The organism is Enterococcus haemoperoxidus ATCC BAA-382 (assembly GCF_000407165.1).
Classification (GTDB): Bacteria; Bacillota; Bacilli; order Lactobacillales; family Enterococcaceae; genus Enterococcus_L; species Enterococcus_L haemoperoxidus.
The window spans coordinates 1,113,696-1,128,548 of the sequence record NZ_KE136480.1 but is presented as its reverse complement, the minus strand read 5'-3'; the positions used below and the strand labels follow the sequence as shown (position 1 = coordinate 1,128,548).

Below are 14,853 nucleotides of genomic sequence, written 5' to 3'. Positions count from 1 at the left end.
AAAAAAAGTACTTCTACCTAGAAGTAGAAGTAACTTTTCTGATTTATTTTATTATACAAGATTGTGTTTTTACTTACAATGTCTATTGTTGTAATCTTGATCTGATTGTAAGTGTATAACTTTTCATTTATTATTTATGGTGAGATTTCTAAAAATATTCCTAGTTATGATACTACTCTGCGTATTGGAAGTGAATAATAGTTGGATAGACTGTCAAGTCAATAATATGAAAAAAAAGAGCAAACATCGATTAAATTATCAGTCTTCGAAAGATAATCTATAATGGCTTCTTCTTTGACACCTTTGATTAAGCTTGCAAATATAAATCCTTTGCTAAAGCGAGGCAACCAATCACGCCAGCATTGTCCCCCAATTGGGGAGTAACGATATAAGTGGATAAATCTGGATATTTCACATAATCATTAATGAGCTTAGCGAATTGTTCTTGGACTTTTTTTCTTAATTGTTCTTGCTTCATAACCCCGCCGCCAAAAATAATGACCTGCGGCGAAAAGAGCAAAGTGGTATTGTATGCGCATTGTGCAATGTAGTATGCTTCAATATCCCATGATGGGTCTTCTGTCGATAGATCTTGCCCTTTGATTCCAGTTCGTTTTTCGATGGCTGGACCCGCAGCTAACCCTTCCAAACAGTCTGTATGGTACGGACAATTACCGATAAATGTATCCTCAGGATGACGTCGAACCATCGCATGGCCCATTTCTGGATGGCTAAAGCCTTCAACGAATTGGCCATCTATTAAAGCACCACCACCAACTCCTGTTCCGATAGTATAATAGACTACGTTTGATAATCCTTTACCGCAGCCCGCAATAGATTCACCATAGCAAGCAGCGTTTACATCCGTTGTCCAAGCAACAGAAATATTCGCCAACTGGTCTTTTAAGTACCCAACAAAATCAAAATTTTCCCAGGCAAGTTTCGGTGTAGATGTAATATAGCCATAGGTTTCGGACTCCCGTTTAACATCGATTGGGCCAAATGATCCGACTCCAATAGTTGAAAGTGTTTCAAATTTTTTGAAAAAATCAATCACAGAGCGCATGGTTTTTTCAGGTGTTTCTGTAGGAAACGATACACGCTCAATTATTTCTAAGTTTTCATTTCCTACTGCACAAACAAATTTCGTGCCTCCAGCTTCGATTGCACCGTATAACATATTGTTCACTCCTTTTAAGGGTTAGGTTGTTTGACCTTGAATTAGTTTTACCGGTAGTAGGTAATTTTTTTCAAGTTTTTTTTCTGGATTTTGGATTCGTTGTAACAACAAATCTACTAAAATATCTGCATAGTCAGCCATTGGTTGGGCAATCGTTGATAGTTGTGGAAAATAATTTTGAATGAATTTGGTCCCATCATACCCAATGATCTTGATTTGTTCAGGAACGTTTATCTTCAACTGCTGACATTGATTATATGCTAAGATAGCCGTTAAATCATCCGTACAAAACAAACTGTCGATTTCTTCTGTTTCTAAAATATGTTTGATTTCTAAATTTTTCAACGTTGTTGATCTAGCCGTTGTTTGAATCTGAAAAATTTTAGGTTCTAATTCGTGTTTCTCTAAGAAACTTAAATACCCATTCAAACGAAAATTGGTAGGCGAATTGGATTCTTGTGATCCTGTAAGAATCGCAATTTTTCGTGCACCTCTGACAAATAATGTTTCTGTAGCTAGATATCCCCCTTGAAAATTATCACTCCCAATGATTGGAATATTGTCAGCTAAATAGCGGTCAAAAGAAACAATCGGCAACTCGATATCTTCATATTCAGTGATTCCCAAGTTATGAGCTCCTGCAATGATTCCATCCACTTTATTGGCCGCGAGCATATTAATATAATGACGTTCTTTTTCTTTATTATTGGCACTATCACACAAAATAACGCGGTAGCCTAAATCAAATAGTTTCCCTTCGATTCTTTCAACGAGCTCACCAAAAAAAGGATTTGCAACAGTTGGAAAAATCAATCCAATTAATTGTGTATTTTTTCCTTGCAAGGAACGAGCTAAAGAATTTGGTTGATAATTCAGCTCTTTCATTGCTAAATTTACTTTATCAATCGTTTTTTGGCTTAGGGAACCATAATTATTAATCACACGAGAAACAGTTGTAGGAGAAACACCGGCTTTTTTTGCTACATCCGTTAGTTTGACAACCATGTTCATTCATCCTTTATTGGTTAGTTTTCCGCAGTTGCCATAATTTCCCTTGATAGCCTCCATCACACTCTAGATGGACTCCTGTCTGATGTGTTTCTGGAAATACTCGCATTGTTGCTACTTTTTCACCCTCGTTGATGAAGACTTCAACAATCGATGAATCTACAAAGATTTGTAGTTCCAAGGGTTTTTGTTCAACAGAAAACGATCGGACAAATCCATATTCTTCTCCAAAAACAGCACCAGCTTGACTACGGTCTATCGTTATTTTACCATGTTGCGAGTCAAAATTAATGGTTAATCCTTTATTTTGTTCTTTATTCGTAAACAAAGTAAGCGTTCCACAGGAAAGCGGGTCAAACGATAGCATTAATTCATACTGATTTGTATCTGTTTCAAAAAAAGAATTGGAATCTTTGTTAAACTCAAGTGCTCCACCTGCACGTAATTGCTTCATTTCTGCGACAGGGCGTTGATACAATTTTTTGTCTTTTATAAGTAGCTCTTTTACACTACTTAGACAATGGGCCCATTCTTCTTGATCGGTTGGATACTCAATTTCTGGTAATCCCACCCAACTAATAGATAATAAACGATTATCTGGTGCTTTAAAGGCTTGAGTAGCGTATACATCAAACCCTTCATCCAGATTTTTTAATGCAGTAGGCTGAATCAAACGATTCGCTTCACTGTCGTAAGAATCCCCGATAACATAAGTATTAGGATAAATATTTTCATAAAAACAAATAGCCGCTTCTAAACCTTGAGGACAAAAAATAAGTAATGCTGCATCTTCTGTTACTAGTAAATTGGGGCATTCAATCATAAAGCCCATTTCTTTATCGGTAAACTCTAATTCGCCCTTATACTGCCAAGTAAGTAAATCAGAACTCTGATAAGTAAGAATCTTTCCTTTTTCTGTCTCATCTTGAGCACCTATGACCAGTAAGTACCCATCATTGTAACGGAATACTTGGGGATCTCTAAATTCTGATGTGTACCCTGTCGGTGGTTCAGTAATCAGTGGCGTCTCGATTTTTTGAACTGTTCCAGATGCATCCATCCAGGCACCTAACTGATAGGAATGGCGAACCCACTCTGCATCACGAACATTTCCCGTATAAGCAAGAAACAACTGGTCCGAAACAGGCAAAGCAGTCCCTGAATAAACACCATGACTATCATACAAACTATCTGGAAATACTTTCGTTCCTTCTTCTTTCCAATCCACTAAATTATCAGATGTCAGATGATACCAAGATTTTAACCCATGAACGGCTCCCATTGGGTAGGATTGATAAAAAACATGCCATTGATTATTAAAATATGAAAAACCATTTGGATCATTTAGTAGGCCAGTATTCGGTTGGATATGATATCCTAAACGCCATTTGGAATTAGCGGCTTTCTCTTGCAGTAAGGCAAGATGCGTTTTATCCCATTCTTGATACGGACGATAACGTTCTTCTTTTGTCCAAATTTTTTTTACAGACATATGTACTCTCCTCGTAAGCGTATTCTTGCATATAGTTTAACTTTAAAGATAATCAATGTCAAACGTTAATCAATTGCATTTCAAAATATCAAAAATATACTTAAACAAAAGAATATAATAATTGTTATACGTTTGACAATTTTATAAAAACTGGTATACTTTGGATGTGAAAAAGCGATTTCATTTCTATCTTTCATACACAAGATAACCACTTCTATTGAAATCGCTTAAATGACATTTAGGAGGAACGAAAATGGATTACAAAAAAGTAGCAGAGGAAATCAAGCAAGCACTCGGCGAAGACAACATTCAAGCTGCAGCGCATTGTGCGACACGACTAAGGTTAGTTTTAAAAGATTCAAGTAAGGTGGATCAAAAAGCTTTAGACAATAATGATGCTGTTAAAGGAACCTTTGAAGCTAATGATCAGTTTCAAATCATTATTGGGGCTGGTGACGTCAACAATGTCTATGATGAACTGATAAAAATAACGAATGTCAAAGAAGCAACAACAGCTGATTTAAAAGAAGTCGCGGCAAACGGTAAGAAGAACAATCCAATTATGGCCTTTATTAAAGTATTATCTGATATTTTTGTTCCGATTGTTCCTGCTTTAGTTGCGGGTGGTTTATTGATGGCCTTGAATAATGTGTTAACTGCACAACATTTATTTGGCCCGCAATCCGTTGTAGAAATGTTTCCAGCTGTAACGGATGTTGCTAGCATCATTAATTTGTTGGCCTCTGCTCCTTTTGCCTTTTTACCTATCTTAGTTGGATTTTCTGCAACCAAACGCTTTGGTGGTAATCCTTATCTAGGTGCTGTCATTGGAATGGCGATGGTTATGCCTGATTTAGTTAATGGTTATGGTGTGGCGAATGCAATTGCGGAAGGCAGTATGAATTATTGGCATATTTTTGGGATGAACGTTGCCCAAGCAGGTTATCAAGGTTCTGTATTGCCAGTATTAGTGGTTGCTTGGCTTTTAGCAACCTTAGAAAAATTCTTCCACAAACGCATTCCAAATGCATTTGATTTTACTTTCACCCCAATGCTAGCCATTATTATTACTGGATTTTTAACCTTTATCGTTGTGGGACCTGTGATGAGAATCGTTTCAGATGGTTTAACTGATGGACTTGTTTGGTTGTATAATACAACAGGAGCAATTGGTTTAGGTGTATTCGGACTGTTTTATTCACCAATTGTTATTACAGGACTACATCAAAGTTTTCCAGCAATCGAGACCACCTTGTTAGCGGATGTTGCGCGCACTGGCGGTTCATTCATTTTCCCAGTCGCTTCCATGGCAAACGTTGGTCAAGGTGCAGCGACACTTGCTATTATGTTACTAACTAAAAATAAAAAACAAAAAAGTTTAGCGACCTCAGCAAGTATTTCAGCGATGCTAGGAATTACGGAACCTGCAATTTTCGGGGTCAATTTAAAACTTAAATTTCCATTTATCTGTGGAATGATCGCTTCAGCAGTTGCTTGTGTATTTATCGGTGCATTTCATGTTTTATCCGTTGCAATGGGCCCTGCAAGTGTGATCGGATTCATTTCAATCGCACCAAAATCAATTCCTTATTTCATGATTGGGATCGTCATCAGCATTTTAGTCGGATTCATTACGACATATGCTTATGGTAAACGTCATATGGCTGTATTTGCAGATGATGACACTAGTGCAGGTGAAGTTGCGGTTGCAATCAATGAAGATCCTGAAGCGGAAGTGATCGCGGTTCAAGATGAAATCTTAGCTGCACCAGTCAAAGGCACACCTATTTCTTTAAAAGAAGTCAAAGACCCTGTCTTTGCACAAGAAATGATGGGAAAAGGCATTGCAGTAATGCCAGAAAAAGGGATTATTTACGCCCCAGCCGATGGGGAATTAACGGTCGTATACGATTCAAAACATGCGTATGGGTTAAAAACAACTCATGGTGCAGAAGTACTGATCCATATTGGGATCGATACGGTAAAACTAAATGGAGAATTCTTTGAAACGACTAAAAAATATGGAGACTTAGTGAAAAAAGGGGATATCTTAGGAACAGTTGATTTAGACGCTGTCAAACAAGCCGGCTTTGACCCAACAGTGATGATGATTGTTACGAATACGAACGACTATGAAGCTGTTGAAGTAATTGATACATTAAGTGTTGATGGAAGCCAAGATCTACTAGCTTTGAGTGTGCGCTATGAAAACTAATTGGTGGAAAAAGGCAACGATCTATCAAATCTATCCACGTAGCTTTCAAGATACGAACGCAGATGGCATCGGGGATCTTCCTGGAATTATTCAACGGTTAGATTATCTTGCTTTTCTAGGGATAGAAGCAATTTGGTTAAGTCCTGTGTATCAATCGCCTAATGAAGATAATGGCTATGATATCAGTGATTATCAAGCGATCGATCCAGATTATGGAACAATGAAGGATATGGACACACTAATTGAAGAAGCGAAAAAGAGGAATATCAAGATCATCATGGACTTAGTCGTTAATCATACTTCCTCTGAACATCCGTGGTTTCAATCCGCGCTTCACGATCCAAAGAGTGAGTTTCATGATTTTTACGTTTGGAGAAAGGACATTGACGGACGACCGCCGAACACCCTGCAGTCAAATTTCGGCGGTTCTGCTTGGACATTGGTTCCAGAACTTGGAGAGTATTATCTTCATTTACACGCCAAAGAGCAGCCTGACTTAAATTGGGAAAATAAAATGATGCGCTACGAAATTTATCGTATGATGAATTACTGGATCGAAAAAGGAGTAGGCGGATTCCGTCTAGATGTTATTGATTTAATCGGAAAAGAACCCGACCAATTAATTACTAAAAATGGGCCAAAGCTTCATGAGCTATTACAGGAAATGAACCAAAATACCTTTGGAGAATACGACTTGGTCACAGTTGGTGAGACATGGGGCGCGACACCCGAAATTGCTCAGCTTTATTCAGATGAGGACAGAGATGAATTATCGATGGTTTTCCAATTTGAGCATATTAATTTGGACAAACAACCAGGCAAACGAAAATGGGATCTAAAAACACTTGATCCAAAAGAATTGCATCATGTTTTTTCTAAATGGCAAACTGAATTAACTGGAAAAGGCTGGAACTCCCTGTTTTGGAATAATCACGATTTACCACGAATCATTTCTCGTTGGGGCGATGATCAAGAGTTTAGGGTACTTAGTGGGAAAATGTTGGCAATCTATCTTTATTTTCTTCAAGGAACACCTTATATTTACCAAGGTGAAGAAATTGGGATGATCAATTATCCAATTAAATCCATTGATGAGGTCGATGATATTGAAAGTCGTAGAATGTATGATGAACGCATCTCTTTGGGCTATACAGAAGAAGAAATCATTACCTCTATCAATGCCAAAGGACGTGATAACGCACGTCATCCAATGCAGTGGGATGATTCTAAACAAGGGGGCTTTACAACTGGTATTCCTTGGTTGCCTGCAGGAGATTCAAGTGAAATCAATGTAGCCGCCGCTTTAGATGATCCAGACTCCTTATTTTATACGTACAAAAAATTGATTCAACTCCGAAAAGAATTATCAGTGATTACAGAAGGAACATTTGAGAGTATTCAAACAGAGGATGCAGCAGTTTTAGCCTATATCCGTAAGCATGACGGAGAAGAAATAGTAGTTGTTGTCAATTTTTCCAATAAGCCGGCTCGGTTCTTATTGGATGCAACACAACAAATCAAAGAAATCCTGATTCATAATTATGAAAAAGAAATTAGTCAAACCCTTCTCCCTTACGAAGCCTATGCTGTTTTATTAACTTAACAAAAAGATCCCCTACGGCGGTTCTCCTTAGGGGATCTTTTTAATGTATCATTTACCTAATAACAGTCCAATGAATATAGAAACAATTGAAATCCCCTTTGATCCTTGGAACAAGAATACCGGCATGATTTAATTCACTACCGCTGTATATTTCCCCTGTACGCATATCCTTATAAAGAGCCGATTCCTCAAGATATTTTGTTTTTAAATACTGAATCGTTTGTGCTGGTTGAGCGAGTCCATTGGAATAGACAAGTAGCGCTTCTGTTTCGTTTTTGAATAGCCAAGCAGTAGAATAAGACACATCAAGTTCTTTTAAACGATAGAATTGACCAAACTGTAACAGTTTACGATGCTTTTTATAAAATATAATTTGTTCTTTTATCATTTCGAGGTCCTGTAGCGACTGTTTTTCTATTGCTAATTCATAGCCAAAGTTTCCACTCATTGCAATTAAAAAACGACTTTCTAATGGAGTGTTTCGACCTACTTGATGATTAGGACTATCCGAAACATGAGCCCCCATCATAATTGGTGGATACAGATAGCTATAGCCATATTGGATTTTCGAGCGACATAATGAGTCTGTGTTATCGCTTGCCCAAGTTTGAGGCATATAAGCAACCATTCCTGGATCAAATCGTCCGCCACCACTAGAGCAATTTTCAAAAAGGACTTGGGGAAATCGTTCTGTTACTTCAGATAGAATACGATACAGTCCTAAGACATAACGATGGCTAACTTCTTTTTGCTGATCATTGGGTAAAAGAAAACTGCCCACTTCCGTTAAATGTCGATTCATATCCCATTTTATATAATCGATTTTATTTGCTGACAGATACGCTGTCAGCATTTGAATGAGGTGATCTTGAACTTCTGGCAAACTCAAATTTAAGACCAGCTGTTGTCGCCCCTGTGTTTGAGGGTAATTTGGAACCTGTAAACTCCATTCTGGATGTCTCTCAAACAACCGACTTTTTACAGAAATCATTTCTGGCTCAAACCATAAACCAAATTTCATCTTTTGTTGGTGAATAACATCCGCAAGATGCTCGATCCCATTTGGCAGTTTTACGTTGTTTACATGCCAATCGCCTAAAGAAGTTGTATCATCTGCACGTTGTCCAAACCACCCATCATCTAAAACAAACAATTCAATCCCTAATGTACTTGCTAATTGAGCTTGTCGAATCAAGTCCTGTTCAGTAAAATCAAAATAATTCCCTTCCCAAGAATTAAGTAATATGGGACGTTCCACCTGTTGCCATTGCTTAGGAATCAAATAAGTTTGGTATAATTTATGAAATGTTTGGGAAAGTTGATTAAATCCTTGCCCACTAAAATTCAATACAACTTCTGGTGTTTGAAACGTTGCTCCTGGTGACAACTTCCATTCAAAGGTTTCTGGATTGATTCCGATTTGAACCCGTGTGCTTCCATACTGCTCTACTTCCGCTTGAGCAACAAAATTCCCACTATAAATAAAATGAAAGCCATAAACATCCCCTTGATCTTCATTCGTATACCGATCAGCAAGCCCTAAGAACGGATGATGCTGCGGACTGCTCGTTCCTCTAGCTGATGAGATTTTTTGTACGCCAGGGTGGAGTGGTTGACGATGGATAGTAGCTTCATTTGTATGCGCCCCATTAAGTGTCAATAAGTCAAAGTCACAACGAGGAAAATCTAGCAGCATCGAACCAGCATTTTCTATATAGACTGCTTGTGTCCCATTATTTTTATACACTACACTCCTTGTAATAACAGGAAGATCTTCGTATATCGTATAATACAATACCATTTCAAGCGACTGGGTATGGTCTACAAGATAAATCGCTAAGGTTTGGGCTTGTTCTCCCCTTAGTGAAGGGAGACCCTCTAAAGATCGTTTACCTTCTAAAATTTCAAAGCGATCATACACAAAATTAGTAATGCGATGCCCTTCTATATTTCGAAACTGATAATTACTCACCCGATAATCTAAGCTACCTTGCGTACTCGTTTCAAGTGGCAGCGTATTTAACGAAAAAGTACGTTCTTCACTGATTGGATTCGTAGCAAAACCGCGATCGATCATTTGCAGCAGATTGACTTGATGATACTCTGCTAAGTGAGGACCAAAATACCTATGGGTAAGATATTGTTCTTTTTCGATACCAATGATATAACTAATTTCACTATTGCTCAGGTGAAAAATATTTTGTGATGTATCAAAATAGATCGACATATTTATCATTCCTCTTCTTTTATTATATCCATAATATCGAGTATAATCAGAAGTAACAAGAAGAAATTATTTCACGGAGGGTAATAAATTGCAGGATTTTGTACGTCAATTCCATTACATCGATGACCGACATTTACCACTCATCCGGGGCATTGGTGTCGGCCAAGGAAGTCTTCATTATGATTGGGACGCACGTATTCGAAAAGAACAACTAATTGTTTTGCAAGTAACATTAAGAGGTCAAGGATTTATTCAAATAGGAGATAGAACCGTTAGCTTAACACAAAATAAAGCTTTTTTTGCTAAAATGCCTGGAAATTATCGCTATTTTGGTGAGGATTGGCACTTTCTGTTTGTAGAGTTTTCAGGAAGTATGATGCAATGGTTAGATACATCGATTGCCATTGTTGAATTATCGGAGACATTCATTGAACTGTTGCGAAGATTTATTCTTGATGTACAAACACAGGAATTAACGGTTACACAAAATGCTAAAGAAGCCTTTGCACTTTTTTTAGATATTAAAGAAGAGGTGCAAAAAGAAACCCAACAAAAAACAGACATCATCGAGGCTGTAAAAAAATATATTGATGAACACTATTTCGAAGATATTAGCCTAGAGTTTTTATCTGAAAAATACGAACTCTCAAAATACAAATTGATTCGGCAATTCGAAGTAGCTTATAATTCGCCACCAATACACTATTTAAAAAAAGTGCGCATTCTTCATTCGTTATCGGTATTATGGGAGGATAACGCAGTGGAAGTTGTTGCAAAAAAGGTTGGGTTTTCTACAGGAAATTATTTTAGTAAAGTGTTTAAAAAAGAGATGGGCATTTCGCCTAGTGAGTATAAAAATAGAAAATCACATTACTATTAATAACAGCCATATTTTAGGCGCTGTCATAATTATACTGATGTGTGACAACTAGAACTGATTCCTTCTGCTCTAGTTGTTTATTCTATTCACTTTTTTTGAACGTAAAATTTTCATCTAAAAAGGTAAAATCATTACCTAACACCTCTTTAACCTCTTCCAGTGTGTTTTCTACGGTAAGCTTCTCGGTATTTTCCTCATTAGAATCAGCCTTCAGCCACAATCCAGTTTCGTCAGGAAATATGAAGAAACGTGAAAGACTTACTTTAGAGTATTCCCCTTCTTTGTACGTAACAACGTAACCATTCTTTACTTCACCAATGTCCTTTTCAAAGTATGCTTTAGAAAAAGAGTTCTTATCTTTTATGAAACTTTCATTTAAACTATTCGTGATATTTCCTGATATAAACATACTTGCTGAACGTTCATAACGTCGATTAGAATAAAAAGGAATATAGGCGATATAAAAATAATTCGCATATTTATCATTTGTCGGTAACACTGACAATTCTTCTTTTTGGATTTCTATATCTGCATCATTCAACACTTCTAATACATAACCATTATTAGTTACAATACTATGATCATTGATACTAAGCGCAAGTGGTGTACTAAAATTTTTATCACTTGTTTTATTGACAGTTCCTTCTTTTAAAGGATAAACATCAATATATTCATCTGAGTATGAACTAAATGAACCAGAAGAATTATTCGCCGTCTTGATAACAAAAAAAATAATTGCTAAAAATACAATCGCTAGAATCATTGATAATTTTTTTTTAGCAGTTTTTTTTTCTTTTTTCTTGCTTTTTGACGATGTTTTAGCTGAGTCTTTCATAATCATTACTATACTTTTCAGCTTAAGCTTTGGCATGTTTTTTTCATATGTCTTCTCTTGCTTTGTAAAAAGAGCTGGTTTTGAAAACAGAGCATCATACGAGTCATAAAAATTCTTTTGTTTTTTTCTCATTATTTTCCCTCGATCAATTTCTTAGTTAGATAGATATCTTCTGAGGCGTCTTGAATTATTTCTTCATATTCATCTGTAATACTAGATGAATACGACGTAATGGTTTCCATAATCATTTTCTTTGACCTTTCAATATCTGCTGTTGAAAGTTGCGCTTCTTGTATTTGAATAAATTTTTCTGAGGCCTCGACAATACCTGGTAGCTTTATATACAAAAATTGTTCAAGCTCAGTCATCCTCTTTGGTTGTTCCATCAATTCAGAGAATAACAATTTTGAAGAACCTAGTCCTTTTTCTTTTGTTTCTATTTTCATTAAAGCTTTTGATTTGTTGATTGTTAATTCCAAAAGTATAATTTGATCTTTTGCAATAGACATCGTTTCTTTAAATAAGACTATTTCATCGGTTGTTAACTCGTTTTTTTTCTGATATTCTTTGATCCGCTTTTTATATGCATGTACTCGTGCAAAATATTCTATTCCTTTTAGAATAAGAAGCAACAACAAAAACCCTATTATTTTCATACTCAATTTCTCCTATTCTGAAAAGTTATTCCATTCCCTAAAACATCCACATGATGAAAGGATTGTGTAAATGTTAGTACACAAGTCTTATTTCTATCACATCATATGGTTTGTTTTCACTTCTATATTTATCTTAGCTGATTTCATAGATACTTTCAATTTCTTATAAATGAATTCTAGTGACCGTTCTACATAAATTGTTTTATTAACTACCATATATTTACCTTTAAAGAGTATTTACTCTAGTCTTCATAATCATCATTTTTTAGACTTACTAAATGTTACTCAATCAAGATCTCTCTATAAATCCATTCCTATTTTCAGCTTAAAAACATACCTTTATCAACCATTCACACTACATTTATACCACTCCTTGTGCGTTTGAATTGGAGTTTTAATTATGCTATTCTTTATAGGTAGTAATGTTATTTACAAAGATAACATTACTTAAAACATAAAAAGGAGAATATTATGAAAAATTTCAAAAAAAAGGCTTGGGTTGGTCTACTGGTGTTGCTCTTATTAACTATTGCTGCTTGCGGTACAAACAGCGGGAATAAAGAGGGATCAAAAAAGAAGGAAAATGACACGGTTAAAAAATTTAAAGATGAAGGATATCTATTTTCAGATAGAAGTTATCCCTCCTTTGGCACGATGATTTATTCTCTGGTTCTGGACAATCCAGATACAGGTATTACATTTGAATCCTATGTAGAATTAGAGAAAAAAGGGGACAACCTGATTCCCAATAGCATAGCAAGCATCCGCTATAATGAGAAAGATAATGATATCGACAGTGAAATCGTCTATTTCCAAGGAAAACATTCTGCTGATGAAGAAGAAACCCTTGAGGCATATACAAAATCGTTGAAAAAAATAGGCTTGACTAAAGGCGATTTTATAGACTTTGTGCTCCAATATGCAAAAGATAACTATAAAGCAAGTGAAGAAGATTTAAAAGATGCGAAAGAACTTGATACTGACACATCAGATAGTGAGGACACATCAGATGAGGAGGAGGATTCTGACAATGACACAACTAAAAAACCTGACTTTGGTGCTTTAAGTGACAGTTGGGACTCTTTCCAAATAGAACTTGATGGAGAAGTGGTTCAACTTCCTCTTACGTATAAAGAATTTGAAGCATTTGGTTGGTCTGCAAAAGAGAGTAATAGCGTTAAAACAACGGATACTCTTGAAGCAGGAGATTCTGAAAGCAGCTTCTATATGGTTAAAGGTGATGCCGAAGTAACGGTTAAAGTAAAAAACTTTTCTGAAAAAGATCAGAAATTAAAAGATTGCGATATTACTGAATTGTATCTTCATACCTCAGAAGCTTCCGATCTTGGAAGAGGAATCACTCTTCCTGGTGGAATAAAAATTACGGATAGGAATAATTCTATTCTGATAAATACCATAAAAGAGAAGTATGGTAGTACAAACTCAAGAGACATAGAAACGATTGGTGCTTTAACTTATGAGATTGGTGTCAGCAAGAGTTATACATTCTATTTCTCTAGTAATTTTGATGATCAACTCACTAGAATTAAAATAGAAGTTGATGCAAAAAGATAAGTTATACAAAATCTTACAGAAACTATTTCTTATTAGTCCACAAAAATAAGTATTGAATAAAAGTACTTTGATTAGGCTGTCTGCTTCCTTTAATTTCTGGGAAACAGACAGCCTAATTTTTTCTTGCTACACTTTTTTGAGGTATTTTATCGTTTCATTTCAGAAATTCTATCTGCATTATTTAAACTCACATAATCGCAGATACGCTTCAAACGAATCTTGTTTCGCTAATTTTTTTACTTATGAAACTCAATAACAAAAATATAAAACTGTTTTTACATCCCATCTATCTTTGATACTATCACCTTCGATAAATTGTTTTCCATTTTTAAGTTGAGAATCCAACTGACTACTCAAGAAAATAGTTTTACATGTACACACCCATTAAAGCAGCATATTCATTGTTGACTGGTCACATCGGTAAGCAAATACAAAACATATTCGTTCGCTTCACCATCTACATATAAATACAAATGAGTCATTACTAGTTTTGGTAATTGTTTTTTGGCTCCTACTGGAAGAGTAGCTTCGTCTAGTTCTTCCCTTTCCAATGTGACAGATTCATAGCTCCAATTTTCAGAATCTTCACGTTACAAAAAGAAATAAAAAAAACGCAAACAAAAAGAATTAGAATAGGTAATAATAGACTTATCAAAAATCTATAAGAAAGCAAAGATAAATTGTCATACGTCACACCTTCGAACAGCCAAAAGCTGTTTAATATTGAAACCATATCCTTAACCATTACGCTGGATATAAGTAGCCCCAGAAAAATAGTAGCTGGCACTTCAAACAACTGATTAATAGTAAACTCTAAAGTCAAAATTGAATTATTACACCCATTTAACTTTTTTATCAGCATGTTCTCTCTATCTATTAGAAATCTTTTATTAATATGTACACTTAGGTATAATATATATAACACAAAAAGCAAACATCCAGATAGCCAAAAAAATTTTTCTAATACTGATAGTATATTTATTAATTCTCCGCTAGTATCTACACTTTGTAGATCGATTTTTTTATTCTTACTTATCAAAATCTCATGTTTTTTTGAATTTTGAAATATCAAACTAAATACAAAAAAGAAATTAATTATTGTCATGGCAACCGTTTGTTTTAATATTCCAAAGAACGTTTTCATATAATTCTTTTTCTTCCCTTTTATAATTCTACTCAACG

11 protein-coding genes are annotated in these 14,853 nt (G+C 35.6%); 4 read left to right on the top strand and 7 right to left on the bottom strand.

Annotated features, from left to right (window positions below; translation table 11 throughout):
* Positions 1–307: 307 nt before the first annotated feature.
* From I583_RS15805 to I583_RS15795, 3 genes are read right to left on the bottom strand one after another with little or no spacing between them, the layout of a single operon-like run.
* Positions 308–1,180: an ROK family protein gene (locus I583_RS15805; protein ID WP_010762418.1), complete on the bottom strand. Its 873-nt coding sequence runs from the start codon at positions 1,178–1,180 to the stop codon at positions 308–310.
* A gap of 21 nt (positions 1,181–1,201) precedes the next feature.
* On the bottom strand, positions 1,202–2,185 hold the full coding sequence (locus I583_RS15800; RefSeq protein WP_010762417.1) for a LacI family DNA-binding transcriptional regulator: 984 nt from the start codon (positions 2,183–2,185) through the stop codon (positions 1,202–1,204).
* 13 nt (positions 2,186–2,198) lie between these two features.
* Entirely contained in the window at positions 2,199–3,680 is a 1,482-nt protein-coding gene (locus I583_RS15795) for a sucrose-6-phosphate hydrolase (RefSeq protein ID WP_010762416.1), read from the bottom strand.
* Positions 3,681–3,933: 253 nt separating this feature from the next.
* Between I583_RS15795 and I583_RS15790 the strand changes: the two genes are divergently transcribed.
* Together I583_RS15790 and I583_RS15785 are read left to right on the top strand one after the other, a co-directional pair.
* A complete protein-coding gene (locus tag I583_RS15790) occupies positions 3,934–5,895 on the top strand; it encodes a sucrose-specific PTS transporter subunit IIBC (protein ID WP_010762415.1) in 1,962 nt (653 codons plus the stop codon).
* Positions 5,885–7,498 carry a glycoside hydrolase family 13 protein gene (locus I583_RS15785; RefSeq protein WP_010762414.1) on the top strand — a complete coding sequence of 538 codons (1,614 nt, stop codon included), beginning with the start codon at positions 5,885–5,887 and terminating at the stop codon, positions 7,496–7,498. The genes I583_RS15790 and I583_RS15785 overlap by 11 nt, the downstream gene beginning before the upstream one ends.
* Before the next feature lie 52 nt (positions 7,499–7,550).
* Here the strand turns inward: I583_RS15785 and I583_RS15780 are convergent, their stop codons facing one another.
* Positions 7,551–9,725 carry an alpha-galactosidase gene (locus tag I583_RS15780; RefSeq protein WP_010762413.1) on the bottom strand — a complete coding sequence of 725 codons (2,175 nt, stop codon included), beginning with the start codon at positions 9,723–9,725 and terminating at the stop codon, positions 7,551–7,553.
* A gap of 88 nt (positions 9,726–9,813) precedes the next feature.
* Here I583_RS15780 and I583_RS15775 point away from each other — a divergent pair, with 88 nt between their 5' ends.
* The gene (locus I583_RS15775; RefSeq protein WP_010762412.1) at positions 9,814–10,605 is read left to right on the top strand and encodes a helix-turn-helix domain-containing protein; all 792 of its coding nucleotides are present in this window, start codon (positions 9,814–9,816) and stop codon (positions 10,603–10,605) included.
* Between the two features lie 82 nt (positions 10,606–10,687).
* Here I583_RS15775 and I583_RS15770 read toward each other — a convergent pair whose 3' ends face one another.
* Complete coding sequence (locus I583_RS15770) at positions 10,688–11,572, bottom strand: hypothetical protein (protein WP_010762411.1); 885 nt, start codon at positions 11,570–11,572, stop codon at positions 10,688–10,690.
* Positions 11,572–12,096: a 5-bromo-4-chloroindolyl phosphate hydrolysis family protein gene (locus I583_RS15765; RefSeq protein ID WP_010762410.1), complete on the bottom strand. Its 525-nt coding sequence runs from the start codon at positions 12,094–12,096 to the stop codon at positions 11,572–11,574. Before I583_RS15765 ends, I583_RS15770 begins: the two co-directional genes overlap by 1 nt.
* Positions 12,097–12,567: 471 nt before the next feature.
* On the opposite strand from I583_RS15765, the gene I583_RS15760 reads away from it, so the two are divergent.
* Positions 12,568–13,671, top strand: coding sequence for a hypothetical protein (locus I583_RS15760; RefSeq protein WP_010762409.1), 1,104 nt, complete (start codon positions 12,568–12,570; stop codon positions 13,669–13,671).
* A gap of 398 nt (positions 13,672–14,069) precedes the next feature.
* Here I583_RS15760 and I583_RS16805 read toward each other — a convergent pair whose 3' ends face one another.
* On the bottom strand, positions 14,070–14,222 hold the full coding sequence (locus I583_RS16805) for a hypothetical protein (RefSeq protein WP_155854189.1): 153 nt from the start codon (positions 14,220–14,222) through the stop codon (positions 14,070–14,072).
* Between the last annotated feature and the right edge of the window lie 631 nt (positions 14,223–14,853).

What these genes read in the sequence shown, in the direction of transcription:
- I583_RS15805 (WP_010762418.1), bottom strand. Translation starts at nt 1,180, where the DNA reads ATGTTATACGGTGCAATCGAAGCTGGAGGCACGAAATTTGTTTGTGCA.
- I583_RS15800 (WP_010762417.1), bottom strand. Translation starts at nt 2,185, where the DNA reads ATGGTTGTCAAACTAACGGATGTAGCAAAAAAAGCCGGTGTTTCTCCT.
- I583_RS15795 (WP_010762416.1), bottom strand. Translation starts at nt 3,680, where the DNA reads ATGTCTGTAAAAAAAATTTGGACAAAAGAAGAACGTTATCGTCCGTAT.
- I583_RS15790 (WP_010762415.1), top strand. Translation starts at nt 3,934, where the DNA reads ATGGATTACAAAAAAGTAGCAGAGGAAATCAAGCAAGCACTCGGCGAA.
- I583_RS15785 (WP_010762414.1), top strand. Translation starts at nt 5,885, where the DNA reads ATGAAAACTAATTGGTGGAAAAAGGCAACGATCTATCAAATCTATCCA.
- I583_RS15780 (WP_010762413.1), bottom strand. Translation starts at nt 9,725, where the DNA reads ATGTCGATCTATTTTGATACATCACAAAATATTTTTCACCTGAGCAAT.
- I583_RS15770 (WP_010762411.1), bottom strand. Translation starts at nt 11,572, where the DNA reads ATGAGAAAAAAACAAAAGAATTTTTATGACTCGTATGATGCTCTGTTT.
- I583_RS15765 (WP_010762410.1), bottom strand. Translation starts at nt 12,096, where the DNA reads ATGAAAATAATAGGGTTTTTGTTGTTGCTTCTTATTCTAAAAGGAATA.
- I583_RS15760 (WP_010762409.1), top strand. Translation starts at nt 12,568, where the DNA reads ATGAAAAATTTCAAAAAAAAGGCTTGGGTTGGTCTACTGGTGTTGCTC.